Origin of the sequence: Vibrio sp. Vb0598 (genome assembly GCF_033338935.1) — a bacterium.
Taxonomy (GTDB): Bacteria; Pseudomonadota; Gammaproteobacteria; order Enterobacterales; family Vibrionaceae; genus Vibrio; species Vibrio alginolyticus.
The window spans coordinates 118,689-136,156 of record NZ_JAWOTP010000002.1 but is presented as its reverse complement, the minus strand read 5'-3'; the positions used below and the strand labels follow the sequence as shown (position 1 = coordinate 136,156).

Here is a 17,468-nt window from a genome sequence, read left to right as displayed (position 1 = left end):
GGATGAGTAGCAAGCCTTCTTACAATATTTCCGTTCCTGTTATGCGCCTAAGCATTGCTTTCAGCTTGATGCTGGCTGCCCTCGCCTTTTATTTGTATATCTCTTGGGACAAAGTGGATTCAGTCGAGAAAGTGCAAAACGCGCCTCTTTTGGTTCAAGCTCAACAGCTCAACCAAACTATCGAGTTTGATATTCAAACGCTTCAACGCTGTTTAAGCGCACGTTATTGCAGTACAACAGAGCTTGATTTTGAGGTTCTGAAAGACGAAATTGACCAATTTAAGTCGCTCGCGTCACTCAACAAAACCGAGTTTAGCTTGGTGGGCGCGACCGAATACACGCAGCTTGAACTGGCAATCAATCGCTTCTCAGACAGCCAAAAAACACGCGACGATGTGTTGGCACTGTACCTCTCGCTCACCAATAACTACCTACAAATGGACGACAACTACCGGACCATATTTAACAACCATGCGAGCGACCTAATGATGGAGAAAAACGAGTTCTTCATTTGGTTGTTTGTGGTCGTTGTCGTACTGGTTGGTATCGCAGTGCTATCGAACTTGGTGGCAATCCTTAAGCTGAAAAAATCCAGCTCGAATGAGCGTGACATTGACCAAGAATTCGATGAGCTTTATCAAGAGCTCAAACAACTGGATTTACAAAGGTTGGAAGAGTTGCTGAATGAAGTGAGCATCAATCCGAAGCAGCGTCAGATCTACTCTCACCTAAAACTGATTTTCAGCAAACTCGAAGAACAAAAACGCAATAACGATCTCTACAAGCAGCTCTATGCTCTGATTGGTTACGAGATTCGTGGCATCACCAACACCATTAACGGCGGCGTGCAATATCTCGTTCAAGAGACCGATGAGAGCGGCGTGTTGATGGCGCAAGATATAACCTCGGCTGCCAATACCCTGTCTGAATTGGCAGAGAACTACAACCGACTCATTTCACAAGGGACCGAGAGCAAATCGAAAGAGTTTTCACTGCTGAATGTACTGTCTGAATTGATGATTCACATCAGTTCAAAAGTGCAGCGAAATGAAGGTGAGCTAGACTGCTTTATCTCAGATAACTTACCAAACCGTGTTGAAGGACAATCCACCAGCTTATTCTGGGTGTTGTTCCTTCAGCTATCAAATGCCATCCAACTCAAAGCCGACAAGAAACTGTTTGTCACCATTGAATCAGGTGCGGCGTCAGACATTGAAAATACCCGCCTGACCATCAATCTAAACTTCTTAACCACGCTGGATGTGCCGCTTGCCAAGCTCAATACCCTACACTGGAGCGACCATAAACAGCACACTGCAACCAAAGACGATTTGGCGAAAAGCGTGTTGAAAGATTATGGCTATTACGAGAGCCATTGGTATCAATCGGGCAATCAGGAACGTTTTCAAATTCAGCTCGATTTGAAAGCCAAAAGCTTCCACACCGAGAAAACTCGCTTCGACAATAAGCGCCTATTACTGTGTGCCAACTCTCAGCTGCGCATTGATGTGATGAGCAAAATGTTAGTCAACTTGGGCTTAGAGATTACGCCAATTCGAACGCCGAACGAACTCTTCTCTGCGGCAAAAACCTTTGGCGAATACGATGCCATCATGCTGACCGACACGTTCGAGCCAAACAAGCTGCCCTCACTGAGCAAAACGGTGAAATCGCAACTGCGCAATCACCCGAACACCAAGTTGCTGCTCTCGGTCACTAGCACTCAGCAAGCGCAAGAGAGCCATACCTTTGTCGACAAGATTCTGAACTCCCCTGCGATTCCGTATGAGTTTATCCCCAATCTTTTAGCAATCATGGAAGCGGAAGCCTCAGAAGATCAGATGGAGAACAGCTCATTCCTGATTGTGGAAGATGACCGTGTTCAACAGATTCTACTCAAACGTATTTTGAGCAAGCAAGAATACGAAGCCGACACCGTTGGCGATGGCGCAGACGCTGTTCAGCACTTCATGAATCAGCGCTCGGACATCATTTTTATGGACTGCATCATGCCTGGCATGGGCGGTATTGAAGCAACCAAACGCATTCGACAATACGAACAAGAGAGCGGACAAAACCCTTGCACCATCATAGGCGCGACAGCATTGACCAGCAGTAATGAACACCAAGCTTGTATCGAAGCTGGAATGGATTACGTGATCAGCAAACCTTATAAAAACGACGAAATCATCAAGGTGATCAACAAGTATGTGGCGGTACAGAAACTTAACTAGCTGCGTATTGGCAGCGCTTACATTGAGCAATGCTCCTTCGGCAATGGCGACCACCTTGCTTGAGGCGGTCAAACTCGGCTTGGAAAACAATTTATCTCTGCGCGCTAGTGACAAAGGCGTGGAAGAAAACGAATACAACATCGACATTAGCCGTTCTAAGTTTCTACCCTCTTTAAACGGTGCTGCTGATACCACATGGAATGAAAACGAAACCATATTAACGGGAACACCGGATACACGTTCTAGCTACAACTCGAACAGCTACAGTGTGTCTTTATCCCAATCGGTGTTTAACCTTGGTGACATCTTTAAATACGGCACCGCGAAGCTTGATTTCAACATTGAAGAAATCAAACACGAGAACAAAATCCAGAGCACCATTTCTGAAATCGCGACGCAATATTTCGAATACCTCAAAAACAACGCGCAAATCAAAGCCACCCAAGTAGAACTTAAATCGTCTGAAACACGTGAGCGCCAAATGCGTCGCAACGTGGAACTTGGCAACACTGCGGCGAGCGAGTTGTATGAGGTAATTGCCCAGAAAGAAGGCATTGCCAATCGCTTAAGAACCTTAGAGAAAGACCGGCGCGTAATTTTGAACGGTTTAGAGATTCAAGTTCAATACCCAGTCACCCCATCACAGGACATCTACGAAAGCGTGCCCTTGGCGGAAATCAGCGAATCCGAACAACGTGAGATTCTTGAACAAGCTTTGAAGCTCAATAACGACTTATTGGTTGCGAAGAAAACCGTCGAGCGCAGCCGAAGAGGCTTGAAAGAAAGCGGTTCAAACTTTGTGCCGACCGTATCGCTCTCTGCCAGTTACCGTTACGACGATGCGAACAACTATGACCGAACCGACCCAACCGCAACAGGGGACAGTAACTCGACCAGCGTCGGGTTGAACTTGAATGTGCCAATTTTCTCCGGCGGTTCGGATTACTACGGTTATCAAAAATCGTCGACTGCCATCGAGCGAACCGAGCTGCTGTACCAAGATTCATTGTTCGCGACGCGCAATAGCGTTAACACCTCAGTACTCAACATTAATGACTTCTCCCGCGCCATCAGCAGTTACGAGAACATCATCCGTGCCAACTACGCTTCCTACAAAGGCATTCAACGCGCCTATCAGCTTGGTACGCGAACCATTACCGACTTACTGGCAGCGGAAAGTAAACTGTTCAGCGCGCTACGTGATTACGAGAGCGCGCGCTATGACTACATCATTGAATCGATCAATCTTGAGCAAATCAAAGGCATGCTATCGGTTCAATCTATCGAAAGCATCATGCAGTTGATGAGCGATATCGAAGGCAGAAGCAATCAAGACTTAGTTCCAAAACACCTTCTCTCTAAACCATCGATTAAGAAAGGAGGTCGCAATGCAAACTGAGCACTTTTCCCAAAAGATTAACTTTGCTGACAAGTGTTATCTGACTTTCTCAACGGTCATCTCAACACTGTTTGGTTTAGTGCTGCCCTTTTCGATTCTTATTATCTTTGACCGTGTTTTACCTAACCAAGCCAAAGACACGCTGTTTCTTCTGTTTGCCATTATCTTGATCACCATCTTCCTCGACTATCACTTAAAGAATCAGGAAGAGAAGATTTCGTCGGTGATCATGAAGCAATTCGAAACCAACTTAACCAACAAGGTGTTTCAATCAATCTGTTTGGCTGAGATATCGAAGTTTCGTCGTCTAGAACCCGGTGAATACCTAGAGCGTATTGCGACCATTCCAGAGATTAAATCCTTCTTTGGCGGAGAATCTGTACGGGCATTGATCAACCTTGCCGTCAGCATACTGACCATTCTGATTATCGGTGTGATCAACATTTGGGCGGGAGTGACCATCTTGCTCGCCTCCATCATTTTGGCGGTGTTCGCACTGAGCCTATCTAAGCAGAAAATCAACAGCTTAGAAAACAAATCCGACATCGAAGGCTTAACTACTTCTAAAATCATCGAGATCATCTCTAGCCCACTCGATATCAAAGCGCGCAATATGGAATATCGCGTTGAGAGCCTCATGACACAAATGGTGGAAGAGCGTGAAGTCGAGAACATCAAATACGAGCAAATCGAATCGAACTTCAGCCTTATCTTGTCGCTCATACAACAGCTCTCCATTGCTTGTGTGGTGGTAGTTTTGGCAACGGCAGTTATCAACATGCAATCTAGCCAAGGCATCATGGCTGCCATCATCATGCTTACCAACCGCTACTTCGCGCCATACCAGCAAGTAATGCGCACGGTGAGTCGATGGGAGTTGAACAAGCTTCATATTCAACGTATCGCCGAGCTGCTTGAACTTGCTGCATCTGTAGAACAACAAAATGACACGACAGAAGTCGAGCGCATCTCGGTGAAGTATTCGGAAAAGCAACGCATCGAGTTTGAACGTGGCCAGGCTTACTTGCTGACGGGGAAAAGCGGCGCAGGCAAAACCCATCTTGCCAATTGCGTTACGCGGCAAAACACCGACAACAAACTGGACATTAAGATCAACGAGACACCACTTGATGACGTCAATTACAACGTCTGGCGTAATAGCGTGCTCATGGTCGACAAAACCAGTTCGTTCGTCGAAGGCACCATCATCGACAACTTGACTTGCTTCCGCCCGAGCTTAAACAACACGGCATTTGCGCTTTGCGAAACCATGAACATCAAGGCACAAATCGATGCCCTTCCCGCTGGTTTTTACACCGAGCTTAAAGGACATTTACGCAACCCATTCTCGCGCCAAGTCGCTTATGCCTTGTTGTTAGTGCGTGCCTTACTCGCGAACAAACGTGTGTTGATCTTCGACGACATCGACTGTGTTTATGATGACGACTTTGCTCGATTGGTTTTGACCAGCACCGCCTATCGCGCCAACGACAAAATCCTCATCATCGTCAGCAACAAGATGGACAAACTCAATCATCGCCTCAAACGCGTCAAACTTACCGGAGGTGACCAATGAGTATTTTGGTTGATTTTAATAATGTCCCTCAGCGCTTGTTGGACTTTGAGGCTCGCAGTTATGACGAGCGATACAATCAGTCACCTTTGATTCGTGGTTTAGCTTACACCCTCATAGCGCTTGAATGGGAAGGCACACCTTCTATCCTCAGCGACGCTTTTATCCCTAAACCAAAAGACAGCGACAGTTTTATCGCTACGATTGAACGCCTTGGTTACCGTTGTGACGTCACCAAACTAAAAACGTTGGAGCACATCGAGGGGCATCCTCATCCTTGTTTTATCGAGATAGAAAACCTCACTGCGATTTTCTTGGGCACTAAAGACGGCAAACTGATCCTGTTTGATTACACAAATAACAACACCATTGAATACCCGCTCTGCAAGAAGCCGTGCTTGTTGGTCTCGATCAGCGAATACTCCCGCTTATTCCGAGAACCGCCACCTGAATCTCAAGACCGCAGTAACTGGATTAAATACGCGTTTTATCGCTACAACAATGAACTCAAAAGCCTGATTATTCTCAGCTTCGTGGTCAGCATTCTCGGCGCACTCCAGCCCTTTTTTATTATGAGTGTGTACAACTTCGCCTTAACCTCTAGCTCGCAAGCCACGCTTTATTGGCTCACGTTATTTGCTGTGATTGTTGGGTTCTCGGAATACTTTTTCAAGAAAATGCGGGTCAACATCATCGCCACATCAGGAAAGGATTTGGCGGTGCATATTTCTCAAAACGTAATATCCAAACTGTTGTGGCTTCCTTATTCGATGACATCCACCGCAGGTGTCTCTTCTCAGTTAGCGCGTTTGAAAGACATCGACACGTTCCGCCGTTTGGTAACCGCAGAGTCAACATTAAGCTACTTCGACATGCCGTTTGTTATCGTATTCATTATTGCCATTGCTCTTATGTCTGGTACCGCGGCGCTAGTCGTTATGGCGGGGTTGATTCTAATGTTGGTGTTCTGTGTTTATTCTCGTTACATCTACTCGCAAGCCACGTCCAAGAGCTCTCGCGCCAACGCCATGGTTTCTTACCAATGGAATGAGATTCTTCGTGGTATAAAAACTATCCAAGGCTTGCCATTGTTGCGTGTTATCCAGTCCCGCTTTAGCGCATCGCATTTACAAAGCACCAACGATGCAGAACATGTTTCAGTGACTAATAGCAGGGTTCAGGCAGCAGGCGGGAGTTTGATTCAGGTTATTGGTACCGCAAGTATCGTCGCGGCCGTTATCGGCGTGATGGACGGCACCTCCGATGCAGGTGCAATGCTTGCTACCGTAATTTTAGTCTGGAAGGCGTTGGGGCCTATTATGGGCATCTACAACTCTATTTCTAAGTTCCAATCCATTAAGGCGTCTTCTGCGCAAATCAACAACCTTATGGCGATGAATGACGATAAGCTAACGTTAGAGAAAAGCCCCCCTATTCGCCTCTTTCAAGGTAGTATCGTCGGCTCTGGTGTGAGCCATCGTTATAGTGGTGCGGCAACAGGCTTAACTAATCTTGGTTTTAAAATTCCACCGGGCGCAAAAGTTGTGATTTGTGGACCAACAGGTTGCGGTAAAACGACGCTCATTTCTATTATCGCTGGGCTAGAGGAACGCTATCAAGGCTCAGTTTCGGTGGACGGTTATAACATCAAACAATTCAACAGTTACCGCTATCGAACCTCGATTAACTACATCCCGTTTAACCTGCATATTTTTGAAGGCTCCTTGGAGACTAACTTCATCTTGCATAATGGGTTAATCCCAACAGAAAAAATGCGTGAAATGGTGAGTTTCTTTGAGCTCGATACATGGTTGCCACAAGGCCTGGACACTCAATTGAGCGTTGATATCTGTAAAAGTTTACCAAATGGTATTCAACAAAGACTGCGGCTCGCATTAGGGCTAGGCAACTGCGAACAATCTTTGATTATCATTGACGAGCCATTTAATGGTGCAGAGCAAGAAAATTCCCACTACTTCAAGCGGTTATTTAGCGACAAACTACTCAATAAGACCGTTATTTTCTCAACGAATGATCCGGGCATGATCTCTACATCCAATATGAGCTTAGTCTTGGAGCCAGATGGCAACCTGAAGTATTTCGGGTTAACCGATAAGTACTTAAAAAGTCTAAGTTAAGTTTGGAATGTGGTGTGGTTCATCATTCATACTTGAGCACGGTCATTGACAAAAATGTAAACGATGAGACTATTTACTCTGTAAGCGCGTACACTAAGGAATCCGATGTATACATTTGTTGCAGACAAATTGGATGTGGTTTATTTATCAACGATACCAGAAAACTACCAGTTACAAGACTTCGACGTGCCTGAAGAAGAACTCGAAATTCGTGAAATTGTAGAGGTATGGTATGAGTGTGCGTTTCTTCCTGACTTTAACCTTCAACACATCGACATCGAAAACAAAACTGCTTTGGTCGAGACACAAGCGCAAGTCGTAAACAACTACACAAGTACGCTCGCTTTTTTACTCAAAAGTCGTACTTATCGCGCAGCACTTAACCGATTATTGAGTGTATGGAGATTGGAGGCAGCAGCTAAAGCACAGCTTGAGCTGCTGTTACTTACGGAAGAACAGAGTAGCAAGCCAGTAAATTAATCAGCTAGGATAAGGGGCTAAAAATCTCAAACCCAACCATCGAATCGGAGACGTTTCTGCACGCGTTCAACCGCCTCTATCTGCATCTGACGAACACGCTCGTTAGATACGTTTAATAACAGGCCTATTTCCGACAAGGTTTTCACTCTCTGGTCAAATAATCCGAATCGATGGATCAAGACTTTCTGCAACTTAGTTGGCAAAGTTTTAATAATATTTTCAATGGCTTGAGTAAAGCACTGGTTTTCACAGTCTTGTTGTGGATCTGGCGTGTACTCACTTTCACACAGTTCAAGAACAAATGGAACACGATGTAGGTCCGCAGTGGTCGATACATCAATAAAACCACTTAGAGCAACAAGTTCATCTATACGTTCTGCTTTCACCCCTGAGCAGCGTGAGAGTTCAGAAATAGACAACTCCTTGCTCTCACTTTTTGACGCATCTAGCTTTTTTAAAGCCAGGCTATTTATCTCTTTGCACACATGAGCAGGTAAACGTACCGTGCGGCCATTGTTCATTAATGCCGCTTCTATATTCTCGCGAATCCACCATACCGCATAAGTAGAAAAACGGTAGCCTGGCTCAGGATCGAACTTATCGACCGCTTTTATCAAACCAATGTTACCTTCTTCTATTAAATCGAGCAGAGTAAAGTTATTACCTGGCCGTTTGAGGTAACCTTTTGCGATTTTCACAACAAGTCGAAGATTAGACTCAATCAACATTTCGCGCGCTTCTTCATCACCAGCTCGATTAAGTTTGGCGTAATGCAACTCCTCTTCACGAGACAACAAATCAATCCCCACAATATCTTTGAGATAGTGAGCATAAGGGTCTTTCCCAACTGACAACGATTCTTTCATTGACAGTTCATCCGTGACAGCTCGGAACCTAGCAAAGCATTCGTTGTTCATTCCCCGTCCTTCTCAAGCCAACTTATTTCTTATCTTCTTTAATTGTTTTTGTACAACACTGTATGCATCATGCTTTATATGCATTACTTTACACTGAGTGTAGACAGGGGTTCTGATCTTTACCAAGAAATCACTTATCACTTTAAAACAATTACTGCTTCTATGATAAAAACGTGAGCAGGCGGGGGTTTATATATATGAAAGTGATAGTATTTGTACGCAAATTGGCCTCAAAGAAAACAACGCAACGTGGTCGTCAACGCTTACCACGTTACTCTGACTAAACCTTTGAGGCTTGAGGATGCTTTGAAGTATCAGTTGAATTAGCGAGACCTAATTCACTTGACGAAGCGCAGGTTGAAGCTGACAGTCTGTTATGACTTGGAAAACTGCACGATTCTTTCCTTCAGACTTACCTTGATACATCAACTCGTCAGCATCTTGCAAGCTCACGATGTGGGTAAACTCAGGATAGTAAGCACAGCCCAAACTGATACTCAAATGAATTGCTTGTCCGCCCAGTATAACAGGCTGATCGTAAACGGCTTTACAAAGCATATTCGCAAAATTGAGTGCTTCTCGCTCTGACAGAGACGACGTAACGAGTGCGAACTCTTCTCCTCCAATTCTCGCCAATGTCATTCGGTCATCAGTCATCGACTTAGCGGCTTCTGCGATGGCAACTATTGCTCGGTCTCCAGCAAGGTGGCCATATCGATCATTGATTGATTTAAAATCATCAATATCAAACACCATCACCGTTAAGTTTCGCTTCAAATGATTCAGTAGCGCCAATTGCTCAATCAGGTGTCTACGGTTGTATAGCTTTGTGAGAGAATCCGTCAACGTCATCTCTAGCAATTGCTGATTGGCAATCGTTAATTGCCTTGTCCGAAGAGCAACCATACGTTTGAGGGCAAAAATATGATAAAGCGTTGCAACCGCCATAATGAAAATAGCAATAGGGAAAAGATAAAGTGGATAAACCGTTTTCACCACACTCCAACGGGTGAGGATCCGCTCACGGTCCGTATCGATGACTTTTTCAAACGCTCTTGATACCTCTAAAATGGAAGTTGCACTGTGCATTCCTGCTGCAATCCGAAGATCTTTACTATATAAGCTAATTGTCGGGACAAACATACCCGCTCCCGGCGAGGTTGCCATATAAAAGTTAGCAACTTGCAGGTCTGCAACAAAGTACAGCACCTTTTTATCGACGGCGGCTTGTATCATCGAATCATTGTTAATGTATTCTGCGATAGGTGCATTCGGATAATTCGTCTGAACAAACTCAGACTCGTAACTTCCTTTAACAACGCCAATTGGCAGCGTCATTTCGCCAGTTAAAACACTCCTGATATCAACCGAAAGTACATCTTTATTTACGTACAATTTGGTTTGGATAGGCATTATGACGGCGCCAAAGTCCATATACTTCGCTCTTTCGGGCGAGTAGACAAGTCCTCCGTGAAAGTCAGCCTTACCCTCTTTTACGGCTTGCAAAGAAGCATCCCAATCCAAAAGGAGAAACTGAACGTCAATTTGGTTGTTCGCCGCGTACTCTTTCCAAAAGTCGATTAAAATACCTTTAGGTTCACCATCTGGGCTAAGGTAAGAGAACGGCTTCCACGCTTTGGAGTTAGCAACAATTAAAGAATGAGACTCTGATTTGTGCGCATGCGCCATCGGACAAATGGACAGCCACAGTAGTAATAAAGAAGCACACGCTTTTTTACATTTGCAACCATAAGTACCATAACTCGTCGATGACATACCTACTTCTCACCAGTCTTTTTAAACCATAATCTCGGCTGTTTGATTAGACTAAAGATATAGTAGAGTTGCATAAGACAGGAAGTGACGCTTATTGATATGAATCTAACTTAGTAAGTTTTAGTACTTAATTGGTACTTTCAACGCCTGGTTCGCTGAAGCAGTTGAAGCAGTTGAAGCAGTTGAAGCAGTTGAAGCAGTTGAAGCAGTTGAAGCAGTACATGATAAATTAGGAAAACTTATCTGGTACTAAAAAATTGAATATCATCAGTTTTGCAAACACCTAGTACCAATAAAAAAGCCCTATTCAAAATCCACCTTGGGGAGAACTTTGAATAGGGCTCTTTGCCTCTATGCTTCATTTTACGGCTGAAGCTACCTTTACCTTTTTTCGCTTTAACGACTCGTGTTTGGAACAGCTGACTGGTAACAACCGCTTTTAACGCGTTGTCTTTGATTTCACCTCTGCCGAAGTCGGTCTCATGTTGTGAGCCACTCGGTTGAGGACTGATTTTACGCTTTGCCATAAATCCTCCTTAATGGTCGAACCAGATTGGACAATAATTATATAAATAAGTCAAATTTATAGATTTAGTTGAATTTTATGCTAAAAAACTTCACATCACCGTCATTTATTTGAAATTTAATCAAAAACATGCTGGTTAAATAGTGACTAAATACAAATATTTGTCCATAAAGCACTAATATATGTTGACTCTTCGTGGAATTAACCTAGACTCAAACACGGCTAGAAAGAAAGTTCTTTGTTTTCACATTTCGTTGGATTACTTGTAACCCGTCGTCCTGTGGTACGCAATAGCAATTTATTTTTCCACGCTATAAGCGCCGTTGAGGCGAAAGATTACATTATTTAGATATTTAGGAAATAGACATGTCTAACACAGCTACTGGCACAGTTAAGTGGTTCAACGAAACTAAAGGCTTCGGTTTCATTCAACAAGAAAACGGTCCTGACGTATTTGCTCACTTCTCTGCAATCACTGGTGACGGCTTCCGTACTCTAGTTGAAGGCCAGAAAGTAGAATTTGTTATCTCTCAAGGTCAAAAAGGCCCTCAAGCAGAGCAAATCAAAGTACTTTAATTCTTAAAGAATTTGATACGATAGCCAGCTTTTAAAGCTGGCTATTTTTTTGCCTAAAACTTATTTTGCCAACAAAACGATATAAATCTATGGCTCTTAAACCAACCATTTACAAATTTCGTATCGCCATTTCCGATATGAATAATGACTATTACGATTCTAAAAATCTAACTATCGCCCTTCATCCTTCTGAAAAGCCGCAACGAATGTTGGCTCGCATTCTAGCTTACTGTTTAAATGCTCAAAGCAATCTGGAGTTTACAAAAGGACTCTCTACGATTGAAGAGCCTGATTTATGGCATGTTGGCGATGATCAAAGCATTACTCACTGGATTGAAATTGGCGAACCAGAACCAGACAGAATTAAGAAAGCTTCTCGCCTCGCAAAGCATGTAAAAGTTTACACTTATAACACCAAAGCGGCTGTCTGGTGGGACAAAATGTCAGGAAAGTTCTCAATGCTTCCCGTCAACGTAGAGAGCTTTGACTATGACGCTATCGACTTGATTTGTCAGCATCTTGACCGAGGTACTAGCCTTTCTGTTATGATTACTGGCAGCTCAATTTTTGTTGATATCAATGATCAACATATCGAAGTAACGGTGAAGGAACTAAAAAACCATGACGTCTCTTAGTGAACTGAGTCAAGAGATGGGATTTGAAGAAATCCCCTTTGTTAAAGAACATAAAGCAGCAAAGCGGCGTTGGTTAAAAGAACAGTCACAACTATTTACAAAAGTTTGTGAGAACAAACCCACAACAGCACCTACTCTTCACCTGCTTGGCCTTTTGACCAAATCACATATTGAAGCAAGTGCTAACTACGAGCAACATGCTCACTCTACCCAGCGTATGCAGCAAGTTCTGACTGACTCCTTGGGTAATGAGCACGCGGATAAGTTTACTAACCAATCTGCTGAAGACCTAATCTTAGTCACCCACCTTTGGTTATACACGCAAGGCTATTTAAATATGGATTTCAGCTTGGCGCACGATCATGCCGAGCAGACTCAAAATACATTGCAGCACGAACTTGTCATGAAACGCATGGACGTTGATGCATTCAGAACCGAACTCATGCAAAGTTTTTATCAAGGTAAAGAAGCCCGTCCGGCTTCAGCAAGTGGCTTTTGGGGTTGGTTTAAACGTCTATTTTCCGCATAAAATACATGGTTTTATCCATTTCAAACAACTGATAGACTCCACGTCCAGTGCAACAAGCATCATGATTGCATTCTTAAAGGACAATTACCCAATGAACATCAAGGGATCATTATGAAGTTTATCCGTTGGATTTTAGGCAAGGTTATCTTATTGCTGAACGCGGTGTTCTCACCTCGTGGTATTAAGCGCACCGCAGAAGAACAGCAACGTATTGATGAAAAAGCGAAACAATACGCACTTTACCAATTTGAAGCCTGCCCTTTTTGTGTAAAGGTCCGCCGTGCAATGAAGCGTCAATCGGTGAACATTGAGCTACGTGATGCAAAAAATAACCCGACTCATCGAGCTGAACTAGAGCAAGGTGGTGGGCGAGTTAAAGTCCCTTGTCTTCGTATCGAAAAAGAAGGCGAGACACAGTGGTTATACGAGTCATCTGACATCGTCGCTTACGTTGAAAAAGAATTTGCCTAAGTTCCCCCTATGAACATTGGCGGATGTAAAAGAGGCACCTAACGGTGCCTCTTTTCTATTTTTTCTAGCTAGATGTTGCCGTGCGAGCTTTCCTTATTCAGTCTTCTTGCTCAACTCCGAACTTAAACTCCACTAAGCAAATAACGGGTATGCAAGAACAACACAACGAAGATTACCGCCTAACGTCTGCGTTATTCATCCACGATCAATGTTAGCTCTACGCGCCGATTGCAAGCTTTACCACTCGCTGTCGCATTGCTGCACTTCGGTACATACTCCCCGAAGCCTCTAGAAAACACTCGTTGACGTGGAATACTCGTCGCCAATAGTTGTTTTTCTACTTCACGAGCTCGCTTTTCAGATAGCGTGTCATTGAAGCTTTCAGCTCCCGTGCTATCCGCATGACCATCAATCACGACATCAACATCAGTTCTTCCAGCCAGATAGTGACCAATGTTTCGAATCCAGTCTTGAGATTGAGCAGATAACCGTGCAGAACCCGTTTGAAAATGCACTTGCTCTTTCAAACGTATCATCAGGTGACCACCACTGAGCGTCTCGTGAGGAATGTTATGCCTGCTCAGGAACATTTCCAGAGAGGTCACGTTTTGCGACTTTTTTACTGACGCCCTCGCCGTTTGATATGAACGAGGGGAAGAAGCCACATTGGATGCGCTCGGGTATCCCCACTCTGGGTGTCTCAGCTCAGTGTTTGATTTAGGAGCTGTATCTAAAATGTTCCCACCAGGGACCATATCTTGATCGAGGCTGCTGCACCCGGCCAGAATGCCACAAACAATTAAAAACCAATGCTTCATACCATTACCAACGTAGAAAAACTCTTGTTCATTGTGTCGACAAAACACGCCGAATCTTTAGCGCTTTTGTCCACCGATTGGTTTGTCTATGCAGCGTTCATGCCACTGGAGTCAATGCAAAATCATCTCTCAAGTAAAACGCAACACTAAAATACCCTACCCTTACAGTCCATACGTCAGGCAAAGTCTGTTACCAATCGTCTCACTTTATTGTTATTTAATGGTTTTAGTCACTATCGTTAACCGATAAACTAACGCAAATTTCTCATTTAGAGCACTACTATGTTAAAAACCATATCGAAAGGCTTTGCTGTTGTTGTTGCCGTAATGGCTTTGTCGGCATGCGATAGCGGCAAGAGTCAGCCTCAGCAAGGCAAACAATACGAAGTTGTGCCAGTATCCCTTGAAGAGTATGATTTAGCTCCCCTGACTGAAGCATTCTCTTTAACTTGTGGCCACTGCCGCTCAATGGAAGAGTTTATCCCTCAAATTGAATCATTGACCGATCAAAGCGTTGAAAAAATGCATGTAACGTTCAATGAAAGTGCACAAGTGAGCGCCATCATCTTCTATACTGCCGTAATGCAGCTTGAATCAACACCAGATAAAGCGTTTATGGCGGATCTTTTTACTGCTGTGCAAATGGGTGCCGATGCAACGGCTGAGGAACGCCAAATCGCCGTAGAGAAAGCCTTTGAGTCTCGCAACCTTATCAGCCCTTACCATTTAGATGAAGCACAGCAAAAAACGCTGTTTGAGTACATCACTAAGGCAGAAGCGATCACGACTCGCGGCCAAATTAACTCCGTTCCAGCCTTTATCGTAAACGGAAAATATCAAGTGATTACTGGTGGTCATGACAGCGTTGAAGCCATGGCAGAAACCATCAACTTTTTGCTAAAACAACCTAAATAGACAAGGAGATTACGTGTCTAAATTTTTGTTTCCTCTTATTATTTTTATTTTGGCGGGCTTTTTCATTTACCGTACTTGGACAAACCATAAAGTAGCAGATGAAAACTTTGCCAAAGGCCAAGCATTCTTACTAGAGAATGCGAAAAAAGAAGGCGTCATCACAACAGAAAGTGGCCTTCAATACATGGTTCTTGAAAAAGGCGAAGGTGAGGTTCACCCAACTGCAACAAGTAAAGTAAAAGTACACTACCACGGCACCCTGATTGATGGCACGGTATTCGATAGCTCTGTTAATCGTGGTGAGCCGATTTCATTTGGTCTTAACCAAGTCATTAAAGGCTGGCAAGAAGGTCTACAATACATGGTAGAAGGTGAGAAAATCCGCCTTTTCGTACCAAGCACGCTTGGCTATGGTAAGAGTGGCTCTGGCCCAATTCCACCAGCAAGTGTTTTGATCTTTGATGTTGAGCTGCTAGAAATTCAATAAATCTAGAAAGCTTTGTCTTAAAGCCAAAGTATCAAAACCAAAAACGCCGCGAACCACGCGGCGTTTTCTGCTTTAAGAGAGGTTAAAAACCAATATAGTGATCCGAAAGCAATGCAATGAACAACGCCAAAAGATGATAGATAGAGAATTTAAACGTCTCCATCGCGGCATTTGGCTCTGGTGCATATTTTAGCTTCCATGCATGGTACATAAAGCCAGCATTGAGGAGTAGCGAGGCAAAAAGATACACCACGCCGACCATACCAACCAAAACCGGTAGGACACAAACCAAAGTCAATAGCACCGTATACAACAGAATAGAAGTTTTGGTGTACTCAATGCCGTGTGTCACTGGCAGCATGGGAATATCTACCTTGCGGTAATCCTCGACACGATGAATAGCCAGAGCCCAAAAATGTGGTGGCGTCCAGATAAAAATGATCATCACGAGCAGCCAAGCATTCGCATGTAATTGCCCTGTTACAGCAGTCCAACCGAGAAGAGGCGGCATCGCACCGGCAATCCCTGCAATGACGATATTTTGGGGCGTAGCACGTTTGAGGTACATTGTGTATACCATCGCATAGCCGAGCAAACTCATCAAAGTCAACCATGCCGTCAGCGGGTTGACCATCGCATAGAGAAGTACAAACCCTAAGACACCTAAAACTGTAGCGAAGGCTATCACCGATGATGGCTTAGTCTCACCCGATGGCAATGGTCGTTTGTGTGTGCGTGCCATTCTCGCATCAATTCGGCGGTCAATTAGATGATTAAACGCTGCCGCAGACCCTGCCATCAGACCAATCCCCGTTAGGCCAACTACCGCCTGCAACCAGGGGAAATCATCAACCGGGGCTAAGCTCATCCCTACTACTGCCGTCACCAACATTAACGCCACCACTTTAGGTTTCGTTAACTTCAAATAAACGGAACTTAGTCGCTTTCGCCCATTTAACGACAGCGCGATTTCTTTACTCATAGCGAACTCCTTTCGCGGTGTAATTCCAAGCCGTTTTACCCTGCCACAAGTAAAACTGGCTAACACAAACGAGACTCAACATAACAGCGGCACCAAGGTTGTGCGCCACCGCGACATAGATAGGAAGTTGAAATACTACGTTGCTTACACCCAGCATAATTTGGCACACCAGAGTGAATAACAACCACCCTCCGATTCTCTGTGAATGATGAGAATCTTGCCTCATAAGCCCAATACTATAAGCCAATACCACGGTGGCGGTAACAATAGCACCTATACGATGAGTGACGTGTATAGTCATTCTTGCCGGATACTCCAAGACACCAAATTCATAATTCTCGAATCCAGTTTGCCAGAAAGAAAACGCTTCTTTCCATGAGAGATGGCTCATCCAGTCTCCCTCACAAATCGGCAGTGTGGTACACATCAGCGCAGCATAATTTGACGAAGTCCATCCTCCAAGGAGCACTTGCACCAAAACAACCAGGAAAACCAACAATGAAAAGCCTCTCAGAGAGCTAGAAGATGGAGAGAAATAGAGATTGTTTTGCGCTTTTAATTGGCAGTAAAAAATCGCCTGTAACGCCAATAAAACAAAACCACCGAGCAAGTGAAGCATCACGATGACGGGCATTAATTTAAGAGTAACTGTCCACATTCCCAAAAGTGCCTGCCCAATCACCAATACGCTGAGCAACATCGGAATGGTTGAATTTACACGCTCAGACCTTATTGATATCGCTGCCATCGCAAAAATGACTAAACCTAACGTTCCTGCAAAATAGCGATGAATCATCTCAAGCCATGCTTTCTCATGCTCTACTGCCCGCTCGGGGAAGTTCAGGTTAGCACGTATGACGTCTTCTTCTTGATGCGGCACAGAAAAGTGCCCATAACAACCAGGCCAGTCCGGGCAACCTAACCCTGCATCTGAAAGGCGAGTATATGCCCCTAGCATGATCACCACGAGAGTTAGGAGCAAACTGAATCTAACCAACTGAATTAATTTCAT

17 protein-coding genes are annotated in these 17,468 nt (G+C 44.2%); 11 read left to right on the top strand and 6 right to left on the bottom strand.

The features are described from left to right. Window positions 1–2: 2 nt before the first annotated feature. The 5 genes from R7Q38_RS03185 (at window position 3) to R7Q38_RS03165 (ending at window position 7,824) form a co-directional block, all read left to right on the top strand. Window positions 3–2,234 (top strand): response regulator, encoded by a 2,232-nt coding sequence (locus R7Q38_RS03185; protein WP_054577120.1) that lies wholly within the window; start codon window positions 3–5, stop codon window positions 2,232–2,234. Further along, window positions 2,209–3,633 carry a TolC family protein gene (locus R7Q38_RS03180; RefSeq protein ID WP_042521475.1) on the top strand — a complete coding sequence of 475 codons (1,425 nt, stop codon included), beginning with the start codon at window positions 2,209–2,211 and terminating at the stop codon, window positions 3,631–3,633. Before R7Q38_RS03185 ends, R7Q38_RS03180 begins: the two co-directional genes overlap by 26 nt. After that, window positions 3,623–5,209: an ABC transporter transmembrane domain-containing protein gene (locus tag R7Q38_RS03175; protein WP_239938645.1), complete on the top strand. Its 1,587-nt coding sequence runs from the start codon at window positions 3,623–3,625 to the stop codon at window positions 5,207–5,209. The genes R7Q38_RS03180 and R7Q38_RS03175 overlap by 11 nt, the downstream gene beginning before the upstream one ends. Continuing rightward, window positions 5,206–7,344 (top strand): ATP-binding cassette domain-containing protein, encoded by a 2,139-nt coding sequence (locus tag R7Q38_RS03170; RefSeq protein WP_053809549.1) that lies wholly within the window; start codon window positions 5,206–5,208, stop codon window positions 7,342–7,344. Before R7Q38_RS03175 ends, R7Q38_RS03170 begins: the two co-directional genes overlap by 4 nt. Before the next feature lie 105 nt (window positions 7,345–7,449). Beyond that, the gene (locus tag R7Q38_RS03165; protein ID WP_005375619.1) at window positions 7,450–7,824 is read left to right on the top strand and encodes a hypothetical protein; all 375 of its coding nucleotides are present in this window, start codon (window positions 7,450–7,452) and stop codon (window positions 7,822–7,824) included. A 26-nt stretch (window positions 7,825–7,850) separates the two neighbouring features. Here the strand turns inward: R7Q38_RS03165 and R7Q38_RS03160 are convergent, their stop codons facing one another. The 3 genes from R7Q38_RS03160 to R7Q38_RS03150 all read right to left on the bottom strand — a co-directional run bounded on the left by R7Q38_RS03160 (window position 7,851) and on the right by R7Q38_RS03150 (window position 11,044). Next, window positions 7,851–8,741 carry an RNA polymerase sigma factor RpoD/SigA gene (locus tag R7Q38_RS03160; protein ID WP_017635872.1) on the bottom strand — a complete coding sequence of 297 codons (891 nt, stop codon included), beginning with the start codon at window positions 8,739–8,741 and terminating at the stop codon, window positions 7,851–7,853. 333 nt (window positions 8,742–9,074) lie between these two features. After that, window positions 9,075–10,517 carry a diguanylate cyclase domain-containing protein gene (locus R7Q38_RS03155; RefSeq protein ID WP_239938643.1) on the bottom strand — a complete coding sequence of 481 codons (1,443 nt, stop codon included), beginning with the start codon at window positions 10,515–10,517 and terminating at the stop codon, window positions 9,075–9,077. A 239-nt stretch (window positions 10,518–10,756) separates the two neighbouring features. Beyond that, window positions 10,757–11,044 carry an alternative ribosome-rescue factor A gene (locus tag R7Q38_RS03150; RefSeq protein ID WP_017821594.1) on the bottom strand — a complete coding sequence of 96 codons (288 nt, stop codon included), beginning with the start codon at window positions 11,042–11,044 and terminating at the stop codon, window positions 10,757–10,759. Between the two features lie 365 nt (window positions 11,045–11,409). On the opposite strand from R7Q38_RS03150, the gene R7Q38_RS03145 reads away from it, so the two are divergent. From R7Q38_RS03145 to R7Q38_RS03130, 4 genes are all read left to right on the top strand, one after another. Beyond that, window positions 11,410–11,619 (top strand): cold-shock protein, encoded by a 210-nt coding sequence (locus tag R7Q38_RS03145; RefSeq protein WP_005375625.1) that lies wholly within the window; start codon window positions 11,410–11,412, stop codon window positions 11,617–11,619. An 89-nt stretch (window positions 11,620–11,708) separates the two neighbouring features. Next, on the top strand, window positions 11,709–12,254 hold the full coding sequence (locus R7Q38_RS03140; RefSeq protein ID WP_005375627.1) for a YaeQ family protein: 546 nt from the start codon (window positions 11,709–11,711) through the stop codon (window positions 12,252–12,254). Continuing rightward, window positions 12,241–12,783 (top strand): hypothetical protein, encoded by a 543-nt coding sequence (locus tag R7Q38_RS03135; RefSeq protein ID WP_017635869.1) that lies wholly within the window; start codon window positions 12,241–12,243, stop codon window positions 12,781–12,783. The genes R7Q38_RS03140 and R7Q38_RS03135 overlap by 14 nt, the downstream gene beginning before the upstream one ends. Window positions 12,784–12,894: 111 nt before the next feature. Beyond that, window positions 12,895–13,254, top strand: a complete 360-nt coding sequence (locus R7Q38_RS03130; RefSeq protein ID WP_318114042.1) for a glutaredoxin — start codon at window positions 12,895–12,897, stop codon at window positions 13,252–13,254. 191 nt (window positions 13,255–13,445) lie between these two features. On the opposite strand, the gene R7Q38_RS03125 is transcribed toward R7Q38_RS03130, so the two are convergent. Continuing rightward, on the bottom strand, window positions 13,446–14,072 hold the full coding sequence (locus R7Q38_RS03125) for an OmpA family protein (protein WP_025768460.1): 627 nt from the start codon (window positions 14,070–14,072) through the stop codon (window positions 13,446–13,448). A gap of 282 nt (window positions 14,073–14,354) precedes the next feature. Between R7Q38_RS03125 and R7Q38_RS03120 the strand changes: the two genes are divergently transcribed. Next, entirely contained in the window at window positions 14,355–14,987 is a 633-nt protein-coding gene (locus tag R7Q38_RS03120; protein WP_104980819.1) for a thiol:disulfide interchange protein DsbA/DsbL, read from the top strand. A gap of 13 nt (window positions 14,988–15,000) precedes the next feature. Further along, window positions 15,001–15,474 (top strand): FKBP-type peptidyl-prolyl cis-trans isomerase, encoded by a 474-nt coding sequence (locus R7Q38_RS03115; protein WP_005375638.1) that lies wholly within the window; start codon window positions 15,001–15,003, stop codon window positions 15,472–15,474. Between the two features lie 82 nt (window positions 15,475–15,556). Here the strand turns inward: R7Q38_RS03115 and cyoE are convergent, their stop codons facing one another. Together cyoE and R7Q38_RS03105 are read right to left on the bottom strand one after the other, a co-directional pair. Further along, entirely contained in the window at window positions 15,557–16,456 is a 900-nt protein-coding gene (gene cyoE / locus R7Q38_RS03110) for a heme o synthase (RefSeq protein WP_318114041.1), read from the bottom strand. Then, window positions 16,449–17,468, bottom strand: coding sequence for a COX15/CtaA family protein (locus R7Q38_RS03105; protein ID WP_033906821.1), 1,020 nt, complete (start codon window positions 17,466–17,468; stop codon window positions 16,449–16,451). Before R7Q38_RS03105 ends, cyoE begins: the two co-directional genes overlap by 8 nt.